The organism is Variovorax sp. PEI5, from assembly GCF_056679935.1.
Genome location: NZ_CM155257.1, coordinates 3,242,646 through 3,260,208 on the forward strand (window position 1 = coordinate 3,242,646; position 17,563 = coordinate 3,260,208).

At 69.8% G+C, this 17,563-nt stretch carries 19 protein-coding genes; 8 read left to right on the plus strand and 11 right to left on the minus strand.

Going from position 1 to position 17,563, the window contains the following annotated elements; all coding sequences use genetic code 11:
- Positions 1–8: 8 nt before the first annotated feature.
- Together AC1MLT_RS14830 and AC1MLT_RS14835 are read left to right on the plus strand one after the other, a co-directional pair.
- Complete coding sequence (locus AC1MLT_RS14830; RefSeq protein WP_481032960.1) at positions 9–203, plus strand: DUF2905 domain-containing protein; 195 nt, start codon at positions 9–11, stop codon at positions 201–203.
- 62 nt (positions 204–265) lie between these two features.
- Complete coding sequence (locus AC1MLT_RS14835; protein WP_481032961.1) at positions 266–1,195, plus strand: ROK family protein; 930 nt, start codon at positions 266–268, stop codon at positions 1,193–1,195.
- Here AC1MLT_RS14835 and AC1MLT_RS14840 read toward each other — a convergent pair.
- Positions 1,165–2,619, minus strand: a complete 1,455-nt coding sequence (locus tag AC1MLT_RS14840) for an aminotransferase-like domain-containing protein (RefSeq protein ID WP_481035039.1) — start codon at positions 2,617–2,619, stop codon at positions 1,165–1,167. The two genes, AC1MLT_RS14835 and AC1MLT_RS14840, sit on opposite strands and share 31 nt — an antisense overlap.
- A gap of 185 nt (positions 2,620–2,804) precedes the next feature.
- Here AC1MLT_RS14840 and AC1MLT_RS14845 point away from each other — a divergent pair, with 185 nt between their 5' ends.
- Positions 2,805–3,149, plus strand: coding sequence for a hypothetical protein (locus AC1MLT_RS14845; protein WP_481032962.1), 345 nt, complete (start codon positions 2,805–2,807; stop codon positions 3,147–3,149).
- A gap of 48 nt (positions 3,150–3,197) precedes the next feature.
- On the opposite strand, the gene otsA is transcribed toward AC1MLT_RS14845, so the two are convergent.
- The 3 genes from otsA to AC1MLT_RS14860 all read right to left on the minus strand — a co-directional run bounded on the left by otsA (position 3,198) and on the right by AC1MLT_RS14860 (position 6,767).
- Positions 3,198–4,583 carry an alpha,alpha-trehalose-phosphate synthase (UDP-forming) gene (otsA, locus tag AC1MLT_RS14850; RefSeq protein ID WP_481032963.1) on the minus strand — a complete coding sequence of 462 codons (1,386 nt, stop codon included), beginning with the start codon at positions 4,581–4,583 and terminating at the stop codon, positions 3,198–3,200.
- Positions 4,580–5,410, minus strand: coding sequence for a trehalose-phosphatase (gene otsB, locus AC1MLT_RS14855; protein WP_481032964.1), 831 nt, complete (start codon positions 5,408–5,410; stop codon positions 4,580–4,582). The genes otsA and otsB overlap by 4 nt, the downstream gene beginning before the upstream one ends.
- A gap of 76 nt (positions 5,411–5,486) precedes the next feature.
- On the minus strand, positions 5,487–6,767 hold the full coding sequence (locus AC1MLT_RS14860) for a multifunctional CCA addition/repair protein (protein ID WP_481032965.1): 1,281 nt from the start codon (positions 6,765–6,767) through the stop codon (positions 5,487–5,489).
- A 124-nt stretch (positions 6,768–6,891) separates the two neighbouring features.
- On the opposite strand from AC1MLT_RS14860, the gene AC1MLT_RS14865 reads away from it, so the two are divergent.
- Complete coding sequence (locus AC1MLT_RS14865; RefSeq protein WP_481032966.1) at positions 6,892–7,614, plus strand: OmpW/AlkL family protein; 723 nt, start codon at positions 6,892–6,894, stop codon at positions 7,612–7,614.
- A gap of 1 nt (position 7,615) precedes the next feature.
- On the opposite strand, the gene AC1MLT_RS14870 is transcribed toward AC1MLT_RS14865, so the two are convergent.
- The 3 genes from AC1MLT_RS14870 to AC1MLT_RS14880 all read right to left on the minus strand — a co-directional run bounded on the left by AC1MLT_RS14870 (position 7,616) and on the right by AC1MLT_RS14880 (position 10,918).
- On the minus strand, positions 7,616–8,299 hold the full coding sequence (locus AC1MLT_RS14870) for a glutathione S-transferase N-terminal domain-containing protein (protein WP_481032967.1): 684 nt from the start codon (positions 8,297–8,299) through the stop codon (positions 7,616–7,618).
- Between the two features lie 85 nt (positions 8,300–8,384).
- The gene (locus tag AC1MLT_RS14875) at positions 8,385–8,906 is read right to left on the minus strand and encodes an MgtC/SapB family protein (RefSeq protein ID WP_481032968.1); all 522 of its coding nucleotides are present in this window, start codon (positions 8,904–8,906) and stop codon (positions 8,385–8,387) included.
- A gap of 2 nt (positions 8,907–8,908) precedes the next feature.
- The gene (locus AC1MLT_RS14880) at positions 8,909–10,918 is read right to left on the minus strand and encodes a lytic transglycosylase domain-containing protein (protein ID WP_481032969.1); all 2,010 of its coding nucleotides are present in this window, start codon (positions 10,916–10,918) and stop codon (positions 8,909–8,911) included.
- Between the two features lie 9 nt (positions 10,919–10,927).
- On the opposite strand from AC1MLT_RS14880, the gene AC1MLT_RS14885 reads away from it, so the two are divergent.
- Positions 10,928–11,557: a 5-formyltetrahydrofolate cyclo-ligase gene (locus tag AC1MLT_RS14885; RefSeq protein WP_481032970.1), complete on the plus strand. Its 630-nt coding sequence runs from the start codon at positions 10,928–10,930 to the stop codon at positions 11,555–11,557.
- A 46-nt stretch (positions 11,558–11,603) separates the two neighbouring features.
- Here the strand turns inward: AC1MLT_RS14885 and AC1MLT_RS14890 are convergent, their stop codons facing one another.
- Entirely contained in the window at positions 11,604–12,587 is a 984-nt protein-coding gene (locus AC1MLT_RS14890; protein ID WP_481032971.1) for a LysR substrate-binding domain-containing protein, read from the minus strand.
- A gap of 128 nt (positions 12,588–12,715) precedes the next feature.
- On the opposite strand from AC1MLT_RS14890, the gene AC1MLT_RS14895 reads away from it, so the two are divergent.
- Positions 12,716–13,063: a DUF2917 domain-containing protein gene (locus AC1MLT_RS14895; RefSeq protein ID WP_481032972.1), complete on the plus strand. Its 348-nt coding sequence runs from the start codon at positions 12,716–12,718 to the stop codon at positions 13,061–13,063.
- Here AC1MLT_RS14895 and AC1MLT_RS14900 read toward each other — a convergent pair.
- Positions 13,053–13,448 carry a BLUF domain-containing protein gene (locus tag AC1MLT_RS14900; RefSeq protein WP_481032973.1) on the minus strand — a complete coding sequence of 132 codons (396 nt, stop codon included), beginning with the start codon at positions 13,446–13,448 and terminating at the stop codon, positions 13,053–13,055. The genes AC1MLT_RS14895 and AC1MLT_RS14900 overlap by 11 nt on opposite strands.
- Positions 13,449–13,555: 107 nt before the next feature.
- Here AC1MLT_RS14900 and AC1MLT_RS14905 point away from each other — a divergent pair, with 107 nt between their 5' ends.
- Complete coding sequence (locus AC1MLT_RS14905) at positions 13,556–14,305, plus strand: Crp/Fnr family transcriptional regulator (protein WP_481032974.1); 750 nt, start codon at positions 13,556–13,558, stop codon at positions 14,303–14,305.
- Between the two features lie 9 nt (positions 14,306–14,314).
- On the opposite strand, the gene AC1MLT_RS14910 is transcribed toward AC1MLT_RS14905, so the two are convergent.
- Positions 14,315–15,247, minus strand: coding sequence for a glycosyltransferase family protein (locus tag AC1MLT_RS14910; RefSeq protein WP_481032975.1), 933 nt, complete (start codon positions 15,245–15,247; stop codon positions 14,315–14,317).
- Between the two features lie 251 nt (positions 15,248–15,498).
- On the opposite strand from AC1MLT_RS14910, the gene glmU reads away from it, so the two are divergent.
- The gene (gene glmU, locus AC1MLT_RS14915) at positions 15,499–16,971 is read left to right on the plus strand and encodes a bifunctional UDP-N-acetylglucosamine diphosphorylase/glucosamine-1-phosphate N-acetyltransferase GlmU (protein WP_481032976.1); all 1,473 of its coding nucleotides are present in this window, start codon (positions 15,499–15,501) and stop codon (positions 16,969–16,971) included.
- Here the strand turns inward: glmU and AC1MLT_RS14920 are convergent.
- A complete protein-coding gene (locus AC1MLT_RS14920) occupies positions 16,960–17,445 on the minus strand; it encodes an Lrp/AsnC family transcriptional regulator (protein WP_481032977.1) in 486 nt (161 codons plus the stop codon). The genes glmU and AC1MLT_RS14920 overlap by 12 nt on opposite strands.
- Positions 17,446–17,563: the final 118 nt, after the last annotated feature.

The window sequence follows — 17,563 nt, forward strand, 5'->3', positions numbered from 1 at the left end:
CTCGATCCATGATCCGCTGGCTGCTCGTGACCGTTCTCGCCCTGGTGCTCATGAGCGGACTGACCGACTGGCTGCGGCGCTTCGGCTTCGGCCGCCTGCCGGGCGATTTCGTCTTCCGCGCCTTCGGTCGCCTGTGGCAGGTGCCGCTGGCGAGCACGCTGGTGCTGAGCATGCTGGCCGCGCTGATCGCCCGATTGATCTGAAATCCGGCGGCCGCGCCGGCCCCTCCTTGTCGTATTGAGTTGAAAAAGGACCACGTTCATCCATGAGAGCCTGCGTCGATATCGGTGGCACCAAGGTCGCCGTCAGCCTTTCGCGCGACAGCGCCTCGCCATTGCTGGGCCGCCGCAGCGAACCCACCGCCACCCATGGCGCCAACGATGCGCTGGCCCGGCAGATCCTGCGGCTGATCGACGAGGTCTGCGCCGAGCAGGGTGTCGACCCGGCCATGGTGGACCGCGTCGGCGTGGCCTCGACCGGACCGTTCGTGATCGCTGACGGCCGGATCGAATGCGCCTCGCCCAACATCTGCGGCGGCATCGCCGGACCGGCGCGCGGGCTGCCCAACGACTGGACGACGGCCCTGCTCGAGGCGCCGCTGGCCCGGCGCTTCGCCCACGTCAGGGTCGAGAACGACGCCGTCGCCGCCCTGGAGGCCGAGCGCCGCTGGGGCGCGCTGCAGGGACTCGACCATTGCGCCTTCGTCACCTGGAGCACCGGCGTCGGCGTCGGTCTGTGCGTCGACGGCCGCGCGCTGCGCGGCAAGAACGGCAATGCCGGCCACGCCGGCCACAGCTTCGTCGCCGACGACGACAACGACGCGCTGTGCGGCTGCGGCAACCTGGGTGATGTCGAGGCGCTGATCGCCGGCAATTCGATCGACCGCCGCTTCGGCCGCTCGGCCGAGGACCTGTTCACGGCGGCGACGCAAGGCGACGCGCCGGCGCTGGCCATCGTCGAGGCCCTGTGCCGGGTCATGGGCCGCCTGCTCTACAACCTGGTCGCCACGCTCGACCTGCAGCGCATCAGCCTGGGCGGCAGCGTGTTCTGGCATCACCGCGAGTTCCTGGTGCCGCGCCTGCAGGCCGAGATCGACGGCAGGCTGACGGCGCTCACGCGCGGCGTCCGCGTGGTGCCGGCCGGCCTGGGCGACAAGCTCGGCGACTATGCCGCGCTGGCGCTGGTGGACGACTGAGCCGCGATCGCGCCGAGCCGGCGCAGTCCGTCGGCCAGGTCCGGTGACCAGGGCGCTCCGCAGTTGATGCGCAGGAAATGGTCGCAGCGCGCGCTGTTGGAGAACAGCGTGCCCGGCGCCACCAGGATGTGCTCGGCCAGCGCGGCGTCGAACACCGCCTGGGCCGAGCCGCCCGGGGGCAGTTCCACCCACAGCTGCAGGCCGCCCGGCGGCAGGTTCAGCCGCGTGCCGGGCGGGAAGTGCGCCGCGATGGCGTCGGCCGTGCGTTCGCGCTGGCCGCGCAGCACCTCGCGCAGCCGGCGCAGGTGGCGGTCGTAGGCGCCGGTGGCCATGAACTCGCCGGCCGCCCACTGGGACAGCTCCTCGTTGCTGCGGCTGTGGGTGTACTTGAGCATCTCGACCCGCGCGTGCCAGCGCCCGGCGTGGATCCAGCCCAGCCGCAGGCCCGGCGCGAGCACCTTGTGCAGCGAAGCGCAATGGATCACGCCGCCGTCCTCGTCGAAGGACTTCAGGGCGCGCGGCGTGCCCTCGGCGTCGAGCAGTTCGGTGTAGGTGTCGTCCTCGATCAGCGCCACGTCGTGGTCGCGGCACAGGCGCACCAGCCGGGCCTTGTGGGCATCGGGCATCACGCTGCCCAGCGGGTTCTGCAGGTGCGGCACCACCACCACCGCGCGGATCCGCTCGTAGGCGCGCAGGGCCAGTTCCAGCGCCTCGATCGACAGCCCGGTCTGCGGACTGGTGGGAATCTCCAGCGCCCGCATGCCCAGGCTCTCCAGCACCTGCAGCAAGCCGTAGAAGGTGGGTGATTCCACCGCCACCGTGTCGCCCGGCCGGGCGACGGCGCGCAGGGCCAGGTTGAGCGCCTCGATGCAGCCGTTGGTGGGCAGCACGTCCTCCGGCGCCAGCCGCATGCCGGCGCGCAACGCGCGGCGGGCCACGGCGTCGCGGAATGGCGTGCGCGAGCGCGAGGGCGAGGCGCGCGTGAGCAGCTGCGGCTGCTGACGCAGGCAGCGCGTCATGGCGGCGCGCAGGGCATCGCCGGGATACAGCTCCGGCGTCCCGCGCGCGCTCGACAGGTCCAGCCGCACCTCGCCATAGCGGCGCCGGGTGACGAAGTCCGACACCTTCTCGTGGATGCCGACGAACTGCGCCGGGTCGGGCGCGCGGTCGGCGGCCGGCTCGTCCATCGGCGCCATGGTCAGGCGGCGCGGGTGGCGCACGAAGTAGCCCGAGCGCTCCCGGGCCTCGGCCCAGCCTTCGCTCTCCAGCGTGCGGCAGACCTGCAGCGCGGTCGACAGGCTCACGCCATGCAGCTTCATCAGGTCGCGCAGCGAGGGCAGGCGGTCGCCGGGGTGCAGCGCGCCGGCCCGGATGGCCGCCAGGTAGTGCTGCGACAGCCGGCGATAGCGGGGCAGGGTGGGCATGTCCATGAGGCGATGGTGCGCCCGACCGGGCGATCGGAACAGATGCAGTTGCGCACCGGATCGACCATAACAGCGCCGCGGCGACGCGCCCTGTTGCGGTCCCGGAGCCGGCGGCCTGTGCCTGTCGCGCCTCCGCGCTCCGTCCTACGCTCGGTCCTGTTCCTCGATCCCTTCAGGAGATGGCCATGGACCGGCGTCGCGATGCATCCTCGTTCCTCGATATCCGGCTCGATGCCGGCCAGACGCTGCGTCTGCCGGTCGTGGCCGGCAGCGTGCTGGTGGCCGCCGGCGGGCGCCTGCGCATCGCCGGGCCGCCGCGCTGGCTCGGCGAGCGCATGGTCGCCATGGACCTGATGCTGGACGAGGGGCAGGCGCATGCCATCGATGGCGCCGGCTGGGTGGCGGTGGACGCCGTCGATGGCGCCGGCGGGCGTTTGTGGCGGATCGACCCGCTGCCGGTCGCGAGGTGGTCGTGGGACCGGCTGCGGCTCCCCTGGCGAGGACGGCACCGCCCCGAGGCGCTCCCCTGAGGCATCGCCCCGCGGGATTTCCGCGAGGCCACCGGCCGGCGCGAGGCGTCAGCCCGCCTGCGGCATCTGGCGCAGCGCTTCCAGGAAGGTGCGGCGCCACCAGTGGATGTCCTGCTCGCGGATGCTCTGGAGCAGCTTCTCGTGGCGGGCGCGCCGCTCGTCCAGCGGCATCTGCAGGGCCTGCTGGATGGTCTCGGCGGTGCCGTGGGTGTCGTAGGGATTCACCAGCAGGGCTTCCTTGAGCTGCTCGGCGGCGCCGGCGAAGCGCGACAGCACCAGCACTCCCGGATCGGCCGGATCCTGCGCGGCGACGTATTCCTTGGCCACCAGGTTCATGCCGTCGCGCAATGGCGTCACCAGGCCCACCGCCGCGGCGCGGCACAGGCCCGGCACGCGCTTGCGCGCCACCATGCGGTGGATGTAGCGCACCGGCATCCAGTCGAGTTCGCCATAGTCGCCATTGATGGCCCCGCACAGCGATTCGAGCTCGCGCCGGATGTCGGCATAGGCGTCGACGCTCTCGCGCGTGGGCGAGGCGATCTGGATCAGGGTCGCGCTGCGGCGGTTCTCCGGATAGTTGGCCAGCAGCTCGCGGAACGCGCGCACCCGGTGCGGGATGCCCTTGGAGTAGTCGAGCCGGTCGATGCCCAGCAGCAGGCGCCGGGTCGAGTACTCGCGCTTCATGGTCTCGTACATGTCGCGCGCCTCCTTGGCATGGGTGAGCGTGACGAACTCGTCGACGTCGATGCCGATCGGGAAGGCGCTGCAGCGCACCGTCTGGCCGTAGGCGCGGTACATGTCGTCGCCGAGCGCCTCGCCATGGGCCTCGTTGGCGACGTAGCGCTCGAAGTGCTGCACGTCCTGGTGCGCCTGCAGGCCGATCAGGTCGTAGGAGAACAGCGAACGCGCCAGCCATTCGTGCTGCGGGATCGCCGCCAGGATGATCTGCGGCGGCAGCGGGATGTGCAGGAAGAAGCCGATGCGCTGGCGGCAGCCCATGGCGCGCAGCTCGGCCGCCAGCGGGATCAGGTGGTAGTCGTGGACCCAGATGACGTCGTCGTCCTTGAGCAGCGGCAGCAGCTTGCGCGCGAACAGCTGGTTGACGCGCCGGTAGCCGCCGATGAAGCCGGCGTCGAAGTTCGCCAGGTCGAGCCGGTTGTGGAACACCGGCCAGAGCACGTCGTTGCTGTAGCCGGCGTAGTAGCTGTCGTGGTCGTCGCGGCTGAGGTCGATGGTGGCGAGCGTCACCTTGCCGGCCTGCTGGCGGTGCAGTTCGCCCTCGCCGGTGGGGCCGTCCTCGATGATGTTGCCGCTCCAGCCGAACCACAGTCCGCCGGTCTGCTGCAGCGATTCGCCCAGCGCCACGGCCAGGCCGCCGGCGGCGGGCTTGCGCGGGTCGGCGACGCGGTTGGAGATAACGACGAGCCGGCTCATTCGCCATCTCCTTCGCCACCGGCGCCGGGGCCGTCGGCCGCGTCGTGCGTGCCGCCCGAGGTGTCGCCGCCCGCTGCGGTCGCGCCGGCGGCGGCCGGCTGGCGCAGCAGGTCGCGCGCGCTCACCAGCCACTCGAAGACCGAGCGCGTGGAGTCGAGCCGGTAGGCGGCCTGCGTCGGTCCGGCGCCGACCTTCACGGCGATGCCACCGCGTGGCTGCACGATGGCGAAGCCGGTCTCGTCGGTGGTGTCGTCGCCGGCGAACACCGGCCGGCGGCCGGCGAAGGGCGCTTCCCGCATGAAGGCCTCGATGGCGACGCCCTTGTTGACGCCGGAGGGCTTGACCTCGAAGACGAACTTGCCGTGCAGCAATTCGAGTTGCGGCTGCCCCTCGACCGCGCCGGCCATCGCCGTGCGGCAGACCGCCTCCAGATCGGGCGCCTGGCGGTAGTGCAGGGCGATGGCGGCGTGCTTGCGTTCCACCAGCAGCCCGGGATGCTCGCCCGCGACCCGGTTGGCGGCGTCGAGGACGTGATGCAGGTCGGGCGTGGGGCGTTCCTGCATGTCGCCTGCGGCATTGCGGCGCTGCACGCCGTGCTCGCCGGCGGCGGGCAGGCGCAGGGGCGCCAGGAAGCGGTCGATGACATCGATCGGGCGGCCCGTGACGATGGCCAGCGCGCCGCCCAGGAGCTCGTGCAGGTCGGTCAGCAGCGCGACCAGGGCGGGAGGCACCTCGATGGCCTCCGGAGTCTCGGCCAGGGCGACCAGCGTGCCGTCGAAATCGAGGAAGAGGGCGGCGTCGGGGGTGAGGCGTGGAGGAGTCTGCATCGTCCAGGAACTTAGCAGGCGAGGAGCCGAATGGAAGTCGGCGAAGGCCGCGAAACCCGGTTGCCGCCCGGCGCGCTCAGTCCGCCACGTGCGTCGCGCCGAGGGCCGCCGCCACGGCGGCCACGCGGGCGCGGGTCACGGCCTCGCCGATCCTCGGCCCCTTCGCGCCCGCGAGGGCCGCCGCCTCGGCGATCGGGCGCGTCTCGACGGCCAGGGCCGCCGCCAGCAGCGCGGCGAGCCGGGCGCGCTGGGGGTAGGCGTGTTCCTCGAATCCCAGCCGTCCGCGCGCGTCGCATTCGCAGGCCAGCAGCACCTCGTCGAAGCGCCGCGGCTTGCGCAGCGCGTCGCAGCGCTCGAACAGCCGCAGCAGCGCGGCGGCGCCGAGCTCGGTGCTGCGGTGGATGTTGCCGTGCTCGCGCGCCACCACGTCGGCGAGTTCGCGCAGCTCGACCGGCACGCGCCAGCGCTCGCACAGCGCGCGCAGCAGCCGGGCGCTGCGCTGCTCGTGGCCGATGTGGCGCGGCAGCAGCTCGGCCGGCGTCTCGCCCTTGCCCAGGTCGTGCGTCAGGCAGGCGAAACGCACGGCCAGCGGCGCCTCCAGGCGCGCGGCCATGTCCAGCACCATCATCAGGTGCACGCCGGTGTCGACCTCCGGATGATGCGTGGCGGTCTGCGGCACGCCCCACAGCCGGTCGACCTCGGGCAGCAGCACGGCCAGGGCGCCACAGGCGCGCAGCACCTCGAACATGCGCGACGGCCGGCGCTCCATCAGGCCGCGCGCGAGTTCCTGCCAGACGCGCTCGGGCACCAGCGCGTCGACCTCGCCGGCGGCCACCATCTCGCGCATCAGCGCCTGCGTCTCGGCGGCGATGTCGAAGTCCTCGAAGCGGGCGGCGAAGCGCGCCACGCGCAGGATGCGCACCGGGTCCTCCCGGAACGCATCGGTGACATGGCGCAGCACGCGGTCGCGCAGGTCGCGCTGGCCGCCATAGGGATCGACGAGCAGCGCCGGGTCGATCCGGCCGCCGCCGGCCGCCGCGTCCGCCTGTTCGGCCGGCAGGGCGATGGCGTTGACGGTCAGGTCGCGTCGCGCCAGGTCCTGCTCCAGGGTGACATCCGGCGCGGCATGCACGACGAAGCCGCGATAGCCGGGCGCGCTCTTGCGCTCGGTGCGCGCCAGCGCGTGCTCCTCGCGCGTGGCGGGATGCAGGAACACCGGAAAATCGCGGCCGACCGGCAGGAAGCCGGCATCGGCCATGTGCTGCGGCGTGGCGCCCACCACCACCCAGTCGCGGTCGCCACCGGGGCGGCCGAGCAGGGCATCGCGGATCGCGCCGCCAACGAGGAAGGTCTTCATGCGATCGAGTTTAGGGATAGTCCCGAGCCTTGGAAAAGAACGATCGTTCGAAAATCCGGTCGCCGGTGCTCGACCATCGGTCTGATTCCCTTTCCATCTGCTGTCACTCCATTGCCTTTCCATCATGAAGAAATCCCTCTGCATACTGGCCGCCTCCACGCTCTGTGCCTCCGGCGCCATGGCGCAGCAGGCCGGCGACTGGGTCGTCGGCGCCGGCTGGCTCCACTTCGCGCCCCAGGATTCGAGCAAGCCCCTGACGTTTACGTCGCCCGTCCGCGCCGAGGTGCCCGGTTCCGGCTCGGGCGTCGACAAGGCCGACACGGTGGGCCTGAGCGCGATCTATTTCGCCGACAGCAACTGGGCCGTCGAGGGTGTGGTGGGCGTGCCGCCGAAGTTCAAGCTCCAGGGCGAGGGCTCGCTGGCCCGCCTGGGCGAGATCGGCCAGGCCAAGCAGTGGAGCCCGACCATCCTGGGCAAGTACTACTTCGGCAACGGCAACGACCCCATCCGCTTCTCCCTGGGCCTGGGCGCCACCTATGTCTGGTACAGCGATGTCAATCTCACCGACAGCCTGCAGAACGCCCTGGGCGGCCAGCTGCGCCGGCCCGCCGGCACGACCAGCACCTCGGCCAAGCTCGACAAGTCCTTCGCGCCGGTGCTCAACGCCGGCGTGTCCTGGCAGTTCGATCGCCATTGGGGCGTGTCGCTGTCGGTGTCGTACATCTCCTTGAAGACGACGGCATCGCTGACCACCCGCGCGGCCAACGGCGCGACCATCGGCACCAGCGAGGCGCGCCTGAAGCTCGACCCGATCGTCACCTACGCGGCGGTCACCTACCGCTTCTGATTCAGGGCGCCATCCGGTAGGGCTCGTCGAAGTCGATGAAGTCGTGCTCGGCCAGCGCGTCGTCGATCCAGGCGCGCACGCCCGGCAACGCCAGCACCCGGTCGACGTAGGCCGCCACGTCCGGCGGCACCGGCAATGCATAGGTCCTGATCCGGGTCGCCACCGGCGCGTAGTAGGCGTCGACGATGCCGAAGTCGCCGAACAGCATCGGACCGCCATGGGTGGCGAGCAGCCCGCTCCACATGGCGACGATGCGTTCCAGGTCGGCGCGCACGCCCGGCTGGTCGCGCAGGACCAGGCGGCCCTGCAGCGACAGGTCGGCCTCGAGGTTCATGCCGCAGTGCGCGCGCAGGGCGCGGAAGCCCGCGTGCATCTCGGCGCACAGGGCGCGGGCCTGGGCGCGCCGGGCCCGGTCGGCGGGCCACAGGGCGAGTTCCGGATGGGTCTCGGCCAGGTACTCGGCGATCGCCAGCGTGTCGGCGACGACGATGTCGCCATCGACCAGGATCGGGACCGTTCCCGCCGGGTTGAGCGCATCGACGACGCGGCGGAATTCCGAGCCGGACCCGAACGAGTCGAAGCGCACCTTGACCTCCTCGAACGCGATGCCGGCCTGGCGCATCAGCACCCAGGGCCGCATCGACCAGGAGGAGTAGTTCTTGTTGCCGATGTAGAGCTGGGGCATGGTGCTGGATCCTTGGGTGGGCGGATCCGATGCTAGCGCCGCGGCCTGCCTCGATTGATGCCGAAGCCGCTGCCGATTGATGCCTTCAGCGCCGTGGTGGCGTGCGGTCAAGGGGCTCGCCCAGCGCGCGCTCGATCAGCCTGACCACGTAGGGCATCAGCGTCAGCACCGCCAGGGCGAGCAGCGTGCTGAGCAGGGCCATCGTCTCGCGGCCCAGGCCGCAGGCCATGCCGATGGCGGCGGTCATCCACAGGCCGGCCGCGCTGGTCAGGCCCTGGACCTGCTGCTCGTCGCGCCCGCTCTTGAGGATGGTGCCGGCGCACAGGAAGCCGATGCCGGCGATCAGGCCCTGGATCACGCGGCTCATGTCGCCCGCGACGATGCCGCTCTGCTGAGGCACCAGCACGAACAATGCCGAGCCGATGGCCACCAGCATGTGCGTGCGGATGCCGGCGGCCTTGCCCCGCTGCTCGCGCTCGAAGCCCAGTGCGAAGCCCAGGAGGGTTGCCAGTCCCAGGCGCACCACGATGCGGGTGATCTGCGGCACGTCGCCGAAGTCGGCGAACTCCGTCGCGACGGTGTCGCCGACCTCGTCGAGCCAACCCATCGTCAGGGCAGGTCGCGGTTGGGTTCGGGTTCGCGCGCGTCGCGCGGGCCGACGCGCCCGAGTCGCGCGCGCAGCGACTGCGGCTGGCCGGTGATGATCGCGGCGTAGTTGGTGGTGTTGGCCAGCACCTTCTTCACGTAGTCGCGGGTCTCGGAGAAGGGCACGTTCTCGGCCCAGATGGCGGCGTCCATGACCGGGCCGTTGCGCCAGACGCGCGGCCGGCCCGGCCCGGCGTTGTAGGCCGCGGCGGCGAGCGCCATCGAGCCGTCGAAGTCGTCGAGCGCCAGCTTCAGGTAGTTGGTGCCGATGGTGATGTTGGTCTCGCGATCGTTGATCTGGTTCGGGGTGAAGCCCGCCAGGCCGATCTTGTTGGCGGTCCAGCGGGCCGTCGCCGGCATCACCTGCATCAGGCCGGAGGCACCGACGCCCGAGCGCGCGTCCATGATGAAGCGACTCTCCTGGCGGATCAGGCCGTAGACATAGGCCGGGTCCAGGCCGATGTCGCGGCTCTTGCGCAGCACGGTGTCGTGGAATGGCATGGGAAAGCGCTGCTGGGCATCGATCACGTCCTTGGTGCGCTCGCTGGTGTTGATGCAGCGATCCCAGACCTCGCGCTGGCACGCGAGGTCGGCGGCGGCGAGCAGTTCGCGGTCGCCCATGCCGCCCTTGTCGTGCAGGCTGGTGGCGTAGTTCCATTCGCGCACGCCTTCGGAGCGCAGGCCGATCGCGATGGCCTGGAGTCCGCGCGCGAGCGACGGATTGGCGCGCGCGGCCTGGCGTTCCTCGGTCGTGAGCGGCGCCGGGCGTGGCGCCGCGACGATGGGCCGGCCCAGGTCCTCCTGGGCCAGCATCTCGTAGAAGCCGCGCGTGCCGGCGATGCCTTCGAGCAGCGCGCGGGCCTGGGCGCGGCGTTCGTCGCCGCCGATGGCGTCGAGGGCGCGCGCATGCCAGTAGGTCCAGGTCGGGTCCTGGCGGGCGCTCTCGCCCATCGCTGCGATGGCGGCCTGGACGTCCTTCCACTGGCCGGTGCGCAGCGCGGCGCGCGCCTTCCAGCCGAGCATGTCGTCGGACAGGTCGGCGTTCTTCGTGACATTGGCGAAGTACGAGTTGGCCAGCGGCGACAGCTTGGTCGCGGCCTGCCGCCCGATGGCGCCCCAGACCCAGTTGCGTTCCTCGGGCTTGAGCATCAGGCCCCACTTGCCGGCGAGCAGCGTGGCGGCCATGTCGGGGTCGGCGATGGCGGTCTTGATCAGGGCCAGCACCACCATCTCCTTGCGCTCGGTCGAGGCGGCCATGATGGCGCCCGACAGGAAGCGCCCGGCGTTGGCGTTGATCTGCGTGAAGGTCGGCAGGGCGTCCGGCGCGATCAGCGCGATGGCGTCGCGCGCGGCCTGCGGCCGGTTGGCCTCGATGGCCAGGCGGGCCTTCTTCCAGACGTCCTCCGGTGCGATCAGGCGGGCGGCGACGAGTCGGTCGGCGGCCGTCAGGCACCCGTCCTCGGCCTCGCGCTGGCGCAGCCAGAGGTCGCGCACCTCGTCGGCCTGGGCCCGCGTGCCGACGCCGTTCCTGAGCATGTCCACCAGGATCGCGTAGCAGCGCACCTGGGCGTCGTCGCGCATGCGGTAGAGCGGATGCAGGCCGGCGAAGCCGTCCCAGTCGCGGCGCTGGCCCAGCAGCAGCAGCCAGTCGTTGCGCAGCCGGTCCTCCTGGTAGGTGCCGGCGTAGCGCGCCAGGAAATCCTGCACGTCGGTCGGGCCGGCCTCCTGCAGGCGCGCCTTGAGTTCCCAATAGGCGGCCCAGGGTTCGAGCGCATGGCCGCGCGCCTGCGGCAGCAGGGCCGACAGGCGTGCCTTGTCGCCACGCTGGAAGGCCTGGCGCATCTGCAGGATCGTGTCGTCCGAAGCGCTCTGGGCACACGCCGGCTGGAGCAGCGCGAGCGCGGACAGGAGGAGGGCGCCGACGATGGCGATGGGTCGATGGCGCCGTGATGCCAGAATGCTTAGGAACTGCATCGGGGGATTATGGACAAGGCACACGATGGAAATGCACCGGAAGAGCGGGGACAAACTGCCGCTTTTCTCAAATCGCAACTGCGCGCGGCACTGATCGAGCAGCGCCTGGGACTGCCCGACCGGGCACGACGCGCGGATCTGCTGCAACGCGTGATGCGCATCTGGCTGGTCGGACGCCCCGATACCGTGATCGGCGCCTACTGGCCGATCAAGGGCGAATTCGATCCGCTGCCGGCGCTGCATCGCTGGAAGGAGGATGGCGAGCTGCTCGACGAACCGCATCGTCGCCGCATCGGATTGCCGGTGGTCAACCGCGAGCACGGCACGCTGACCTTCCACTCCTGGTATCCGGGCTGTCCGATGGAGAACGATGCCTACGACATCCCCAAGCCCAAGGACACCGAGCTCATCGTGCCGACGCTGCTGTTCGTGCCCTGCCTGGGCTACAGCGCGGGCGGCTACCGGCTGGGCTATGGCGGGGGCTTCTACGACCGCACGCTGGCGGCGCTCGAGCCGAGGCCCTTCACCGTGGGCCTGGGTTTCACCCATGGCTTCCTCGAGAACTTCGAGCCCCAGGCGCACGACGTGCCGCTCGACGCCATCCTGAACGACAACGGCGTGGTCTGGCCGATCGGCTAGGCACCCCGGGTGGCCACTCGCGATCCTGCCGATGGTCGCCCGCCGCTCAGTCGAGATGGTCGATGGTGTCGGGGTCGGGGACCTCGCCGATGGTCTCGCGCGTGATCCGGGCCTGGTCCTGCAGCCATTCGCAGAAGGCCTTGATCTCCGGGCGCAGGGCGTTGCGCGGACCCACCAGCAGCCAGTAGGCCATCGGCGAGTCCATGCGGTGGCGCGGCAGCACCTCGACCAGATCGCCATTGGCCAGGCTCTCGGCGATGAGCGAACTGCGGGCCAGCACCAGGCCCTGGCCGGTCAGGGCCGCCTGGACCATCTGGTAGGCGTAGTTGAAGTAGAGCCAGCGGCGCGGCTGGGCGCGCTTGACGCCGTGGCTCTCGAACCAGCGCCGCCAGGTCAGCCATTCCAGGTGCGTGCGATGCGCGTCGCCGGCCTCGATCAGCGTGAACGCACTCAGGTCGGCGGGCTCGCGGATCGGCGCGCTGCTCTTGAGCAGCCAGGGACTCGCCAGCGGCGTCAGCGTCTCGCCGAACAGGCGCAGCGCGCCGGACGGCATGTTCTCGCGCGGACCATAGCGCAGGGCGATGTCGACATCGGCCACGTCCAGGTCGACCGCGACATCGCTGGCGTCGATACGGATGTCGATGCCCGGCTGCTCGCGCTGGAACGCCTCCAGGCGGGGAATGAGCCACATCGAGGCGAACGAGGCGAAGGTCGTGAGCGAGACGCTCTGGCGACCCGCGCTCTGGCGGATCTGGCGCACCGCGCCATCGATGCGCGGCAGGGCCTGCTGGACCGCCAGCAGCAGTTGCGCGCCCGCGGACGTGAGTTCCACCGCGCGCGTGTGGCGCAGGAACAGGGCGACGCCGATGTCCTCCTCGATGGCCTGGATCTGCCGGCTGACGGCGGACTGCGTCAGCGCCATCTCCTCGGCGGCGGCGCGGAAGTTCAGATGCCGCGCGACGGCCTCGAAGGCACGCAGCTGGCCGGCGGCGATCGGCCGGGTGCGCAGGTGGGTCTGGGAGAAGTGCATGGATGGATTGATGCGGGAATCGAATCAGTAGCGTATGCCCAATTCATTGGACTGCCAACGGGGCCGGCCGGATCATTCATTCCCGAAGCGCGTCGATGCGACGCGATCCACCTTGTCAGGAACCCGTCATGTCCAGCGCCGTCCTCGATCCTTCGTCCTCCTCGCCGCCGGTGTCCCGGTCGCTGCCGGCCGCGCTCCCCTCCCAGGCCATGGCGGTCCGCGCCACCATCACCGAACTGGCATCGGGACGGGCCACCAGCCTGCGGGCCACGCAGGCCGGCGTGCTGCGGGTGGCCCGGGGCCGCCTCTGGGTCACGCGCGACGCGACGCGCCGCCGCGCCACCGAGGACCTCGTGCTGGCGCCCGGGGACAGCCTGGCGCTGGCCGCGGGCGAGCGGATCGTGCTGGAGCCCTGGGATGCGCAGGGCGCGGCCTACGAATGGGCCGTGGCCGGCGCCGCTCCGCTCAGCCGTTGACGTCGAAGCCGGTGCGCAGCAGCAGGAAGCGTTCCAGCGCGGCCCGGCCCTCGAGTTCGTGGATGCCCGCCATGTCGTCGGGCTCCTCGCTCTGCGCATAGCCCAGGTCGAAGCGCTGGTAGCGCCGCTCGGAACGCGTGCCCTGGTAGACCACGCGCACCGCCTGGTGGCGCGAGTCCTGTTCGATGCGCCGCATCAGCGCCACGACATCGTCGTGCGAGCCTTCCACGTGCTGGCAGAACCGCAGGCCGTCGAAGACGAGCAGGCCGGTGATGCGATGCTGCGCATTGCGTGCCCGTGCCTGGGAGACGATCCGGCCGACGATGCCGATGGGCTGGTCCGGCGCCAGGACGCTGCAATAGAGGATTTCGTGGACTGCTGACATGGGGCTCGGTCGAGGCGGTGCGCGAGTCTATGCAGTCGTGGTCAAGGCCGAAATGTCAAAAGACATGGCCGCGCGTCCTATAGTCGGACGTGAAAGATGACGACCTGATGCCTCCGGAGTTGCCGCACTGCCCCCATGCCTGTCCCACCTGCGAACTGCGTTCCAATCCGGCCTTCCTGGGCATGGCGCAGGAGGAACTGGAGACGATCCACGCCTTCCGCCATGGCACCCGCACGGTGCGCGCCGGCGAATCCGTCATCGAGGAATACAAGCGCAGTCCCTGGATCTTCACGCTCTACAGCGGCTGGGCGTTCCGCTACAAGACCCTGAGCGACGGCCGGCGCCAGATCCTGATCTTCCTGCTGCCGGGCGATTTCATCGGGCTGCAGGAGGAATTCGCCGAAGGCCAGACGCATGGGGTTGAGGCCGCCACCGACGCCACGCTCTGCGTCTTCGAGCGCGACCGGCTGTGGGAGATGTTCAGCGCCCAGCCCAAGCTCGGCTACGACATCACCTGGCTGGCGGCGCGCGAGGAGAAGATGCTCGACGACAACGTCGTGACCAATGGACGGCGCAATGCCTCGGAACGGGTCGCCATGCTGCTCATGCATCTCTACCGCCGGGCCGAACGCGTCGGAATGATGCGCGATGGCAGCGTGCCTTTCCCCTTCAACCAGCAGCACATCGCCGATGCGCTGGGGCTGTCGCTCGTGCACACCAACAAGACGCTGCGCCGGCTCCAGGGCCTGGGCCTGCATCGCATCGAGGACGGCCGGCTTCGCATCCTGGAGCCGCATGCGCTGCAGACGCTGGGCGACTATTTCGAGCGGCCCCTGCGCCGGGTGCCGCTGATCTGAGCGGCGGTCTCAGGCGCGGCGGTAGATGCGGCCGAAGGCGGCGGCGAAACGCACGCACATGCGCTGCCAGGCCAGGTCGCGCGACGAGTGGGCCTGGATCGGGCCGTCGGCGAACTGGAAGTAGGCCTTGCAGGCCATCGAGGGCGGCACGCCACCCAGCGCGCGCTGGATGTGCCGGCCATGCCAGGGCTTGGTCTTGCCGATGGCATGCGACAGGTAGGTGCCGCCCGGAGTGAAGTCCATGCCGTCGGGACCGGTGGTGTTCAACGGCGCATCGGTCACCATGAGCGCGAAGTTCAGGGCGTCCTGGTCGGTGGAATGGAACAGGGCGTCACCGCCGCCGACCTTGAGGTCCTTGGCGCCCTGGTTGTAGTCGACCACCAGCTCGCAGAGCCGGCCCCACAGGTCCAGGAAGTCCAGATGCTGGCGCGAGACCGCGATGAAGCCGGCGTTGTAGTAGCGCTCCAGCGAGCGCCGCGTCTGCACGTCGTGGCGCGCGAAGAACTGGGTCCATTGCAGGCGCTTCGGATGCCGGGCCGGGAACAGGGCGTTGATGTCCTCCACGAGAGAGATGCCATCCTGGCTGAACCAGCCCTCGAACGAGGACCACTGGCACTTCACGACGATGTCCGGATCGAGGTAACCCACCATGTCCGCCGTCGGCGTGTGCTTCGTCAGCATCTCGCGCAGCAGCATCGGCTTGTAGTAGGTGAAATGCAGCGGCGTGTCGACCTGCAGCATCTGGAGCTGGAAGGTCGGCGTGACCTGCAGCCGACCGGTCTGCCGATCGAAATCGGGTGAATCGACGATCCACCCGGGCAGGGCGCCCCGATAGCCGACCCAGAGGGTGCCCGGAAAACCCGACGACGCCAATGAGTTCGTCAACGCAGCAACGCCGAAATGGTAGTTTCCTTCGAACAATGTGCAGAGTGAGATATTCATGGATGTCAATGGTAATCGGCACTGAATTTTAGGGAAAATTACTACTTAAGTTAGAAATACTTAGGCATTTTGGAAGGCTAAAGCATTTTTCGTGACGGAATTCTCAGATTGAAGTGTTGTTATAAATTGTTCAGGGAACTGAATGAGAAGGCTCATATTGAATACCGCGTGATTACATGCGCTCCTCACCGAAAGTGGGCGACGACATCTTTCGTCGAGAATCCGGCGACGTTCCTTTTCCTGATCGTTCCATGAGCCCACAAGCGAATTCTGTTCCATCGTCTCCCGCGATCGACCGTCCGGTCGATGCCATCGTCATGGCCGCCGGCAAGGGCACGCGCATGAAGAGCCGGCTGCCCAAGGTGCTGCACCGGCTGGGTGGCCGGTCCCTGGTGGCGCGCGTGATGGACACCGCCGCGCGCATCGGCGGGCGCCACGTGGTCGTCGTCACCGGTCATGGCGCCGACGAGGTCGAGGCCGCGCTGTCGGCGCTGCCGCAGGGCGGGGACATCCGTTTCGCGCGCCAGATGCCCCAGCTGGGCACCGGCCACGCCGTGCAGCAAGCGATGCCGCTGCTGCCCGACGACGGCACCGTGCTGGTGCTGTCCGGCGATGTGCCGCTGATCGGCGAAGCGGCCCTGCGCGCGCTGGTCGACGCCAGTGGTGGCGAGCGCCTGGCGCTGCTGACGATCGCGTTCGACGACCCTTCCGGCTATGGCCGCGTGGTGCGCGCCCCTGCTGGCGCCGATGGCGCCGAAGGCCGGGTGCTGGCGATCGTCGAGCACAAGGACGCGAACGAGGCCCAGCGTGCCATCCGCGAGGTCTACAGCGGCGTGATGGCCGCGCCGGCCCAGCTGCTGCGTGGCTGGCTGTCCCGGCTGGACAACCTCAATGCCCAGGGCGAGTACTACCTGACGGATGTGGTCGGCTTCGCCACGGCCGATGGCGTGCCGGTGGTGGCGCATCGCATCGACGACGCGGCGCAGGTCGCCGGCGTCAACAGTCCGTCGCAGCTGGCGGCGCTCGAACGGGCCCTGCAGCTGCGCCAGGCCGAGGATCTGATGGCGCGGGGCGTGCGCCTGGCCGATCCGGCCCGTTTCGACCTGCGCGGCACGCTGCAGTGCGAAGGCGACGTCGAGATCGACGTCAACTGCGTCTTCGAGGGCCTGGTGTCGCTGGGCGAGGGCGTGCGCGTGGGCGCGAACTGCATCATCGCCAATGCCCGGATCGAGGCCGGCGCGGTCATCCATCCCTTCACGCACATCGATGGCGAGAGTGCCGGCGTCACGGTCGGCGGCGACGCGCGCATCGGTCCGTTCGCCCGGCTGCGTCCGGGCGCCCGGCTGGGCGCCGAGGTCCACATCGGCAATTTCGTCGAGGTCAAGAATTCGACGCTGGCGGCGGGCGCCAAGGCCAACCATCTGGCCTATCTCGGCGACGCCACGGTCGGCGAGCGGGTCAACTATGGAGCGGGCAGCATCACGGCCAACTACGACGGCGCCAACAAGCATCGCACCGTCATCGGCGACGACGTCCACATCGGCAGCAACTGCGTGCTGGTCGCCCCGGTGGAGATCGGCGCCGGTGGCACGGTGGGGGGCGGCTCGACGGTCAACAAGAGCACCGAGCCCGGCAGCCTGACGGTCTCGCGCGCGCGCCAGGTGAGCTTCGCCAACTGGCGCCGGCCCACCAAGCGCCCGGTCGACCCGGCCTCAGATCGGTAGCGGCAGGCGAGGCTGGAACTTGGCCCGCTTGAGGCCGAAGAACGCCTTGACGTTGCGCACGTTGGCATCGCTGGTGAACAGGCGCTGCGCCAGCGCCTGGTAGCCGGGCATGTCGCGCACGGCCACCACCAGCACGAAATCCGGTCCTGGGGAGACGCGCCAGCATTGCTGCACGGCATCGTCCGCGATCGTGCGGGCCTCGAAGGCATCGAGGGCGGCCGCGTCCTGGCGATCGAGGGAGACCTCGATCACGGCCTGCAGCCCATGGCCGAGGACCTGTGCCAGACGCTCGGGCGCCAGCAGGGCCACCTCGCGTTCGATCAGGCCGGCCGCCCGCAGGCGCTGCACCCGGCGCAGGCAGGTGGGCGCCGAGATGTGCAGGTCGAGCGCCAATTGCTGATTGGTTCGGGACGCATCGCGCTGCAACTGGTCGAGCAATCGCAGATCGATGTCGTCCAATGAAGGATATTCCATTGATGATCCTCTATTGAAATAGGATTTCATTTCGAGTCATTGAAGGAATAATATTTCATAAAGACGATCAATCGGAAATCAATCGTCGTGGGCTCCGTTCTAGGATCATCGACCTCAA

Excerpts from the sequence above, each read along its gene's own strand:
- AC1MLT_RS14830 (WP_481032960.1), top strand. The coding sequence starts at position 9 with ATGATCCGCTGGCTGCTCGTGACCGTTCTCGCCCTGGTGCTCATGAGC.
- AC1MLT_RS14835 (WP_481032961.1), top strand. The coding sequence starts at position 266 with ATGAGAGCCTGCGTCGATATCGGTGGCACCAAGGTCGCCGTCAGCCTT.
- AC1MLT_RS14840 (WP_481035039.1), bottom strand. The coding sequence starts at position 2,619 with ATGCCCACCCTGCCCCGCTATCGCCGGCTGTCGCAGCACTACCTGGCG.
- AC1MLT_RS14845 (WP_481032962.1), top strand. The coding sequence starts at position 2,805 with ATGGACCGGCGTCGCGATGCATCCTCGTTCCTCGATATCCGGCTCGAT.
- otsA (WP_481032963.1), bottom strand. The coding sequence starts at position 4,583 with ATGAGCCGGCTCGTCGTTATCTCCAACCGCGTCGCCGACCCGCGCAAG.
- otsB (WP_481032964.1), bottom strand. The coding sequence starts at position 5,410 with ATGCAGACTCCTCCACGCCTCACCCCCGACGCCGCCCTCTTCCTCGAT.
- AC1MLT_RS14860 (WP_481032965.1), bottom strand. The coding sequence starts at position 6,767 with ATGAAGACCTTCCTCGTTGGCGGCGCGATCCGCGATGCCCTGCTCGGC.
- AC1MLT_RS14865 (WP_481032966.1), top strand. The coding sequence starts at position 6,892 with ATGAAGAAATCCCTCTGCATACTGGCCGCCTCCACGCTCTGTGCCTCC.
- AC1MLT_RS14870 (WP_481032967.1), bottom strand. The coding sequence starts at position 8,299 with ATGCCCCAGCTCTACATCGGCAACAAGAACTACTCCTCCTGGTCGATG.
- AC1MLT_RS14875 (WP_481032968.1), bottom strand. The coding sequence starts at position 8,906 with ATGGGTTGGCTCGACGAGGTCGGCGACACCGTCGCGACGGAGTTCGCC.
- AC1MLT_RS14880 (WP_481032969.1), bottom strand. The coding sequence starts at position 10,918 with ATGCAGTTCCTAAGCATTCTGGCATCACGGCGCCATCGACCCATCGCC.
- AC1MLT_RS14885 (WP_481032970.1), top strand. The coding sequence starts at position 10,928 with ATGGACAAGGCACACGATGGAAATGCACCGGAAGAGCGGGGACAAACT.
- AC1MLT_RS14890 (WP_481032971.1), bottom strand. The coding sequence starts at position 12,587 with ATGCACTTCTCCCAGACCCACCTGCGCACCCGGCCGATCGCCGCCGGC.
- AC1MLT_RS14895 (WP_481032972.1), top strand. The coding sequence starts at position 12,716 with ATGTCCAGCGCCGTCCTCGATCCTTCGTCCTCCTCGCCGCCGGTGTCC.
- AC1MLT_RS14900 (WP_481032973.1), bottom strand. The coding sequence starts at position 13,448 with ATGTCAGCAGTCCACGAAATCCTCTATTGCAGCGTCCTGGCGCCGGAC.
- AC1MLT_RS14905 (WP_481032974.1), top strand. The coding sequence starts at position 13,556 with ATGCCTCCGGAGTTGCCGCACTGCCCCCATGCCTGTCCCACCTGCGAA.
- AC1MLT_RS14910 (WP_481032975.1), bottom strand. The coding sequence starts at position 15,247 with ATGAATATCTCACTCTGCACATTGTTCGAAGGAAACTACCATTTCGGC.
- glmU (WP_481032976.1), top strand. The coding sequence starts at position 15,499 with ATGAGCCCACAAGCGAATTCTGTTCCATCGTCTCCCGCGATCGACCGT.
- AC1MLT_RS14920 (WP_481032977.1), bottom strand. The coding sequence starts at position 17,445 with ATGGAATATCCTTCATTGGACGACATCGATCTGCGATTGCTCGACCAG.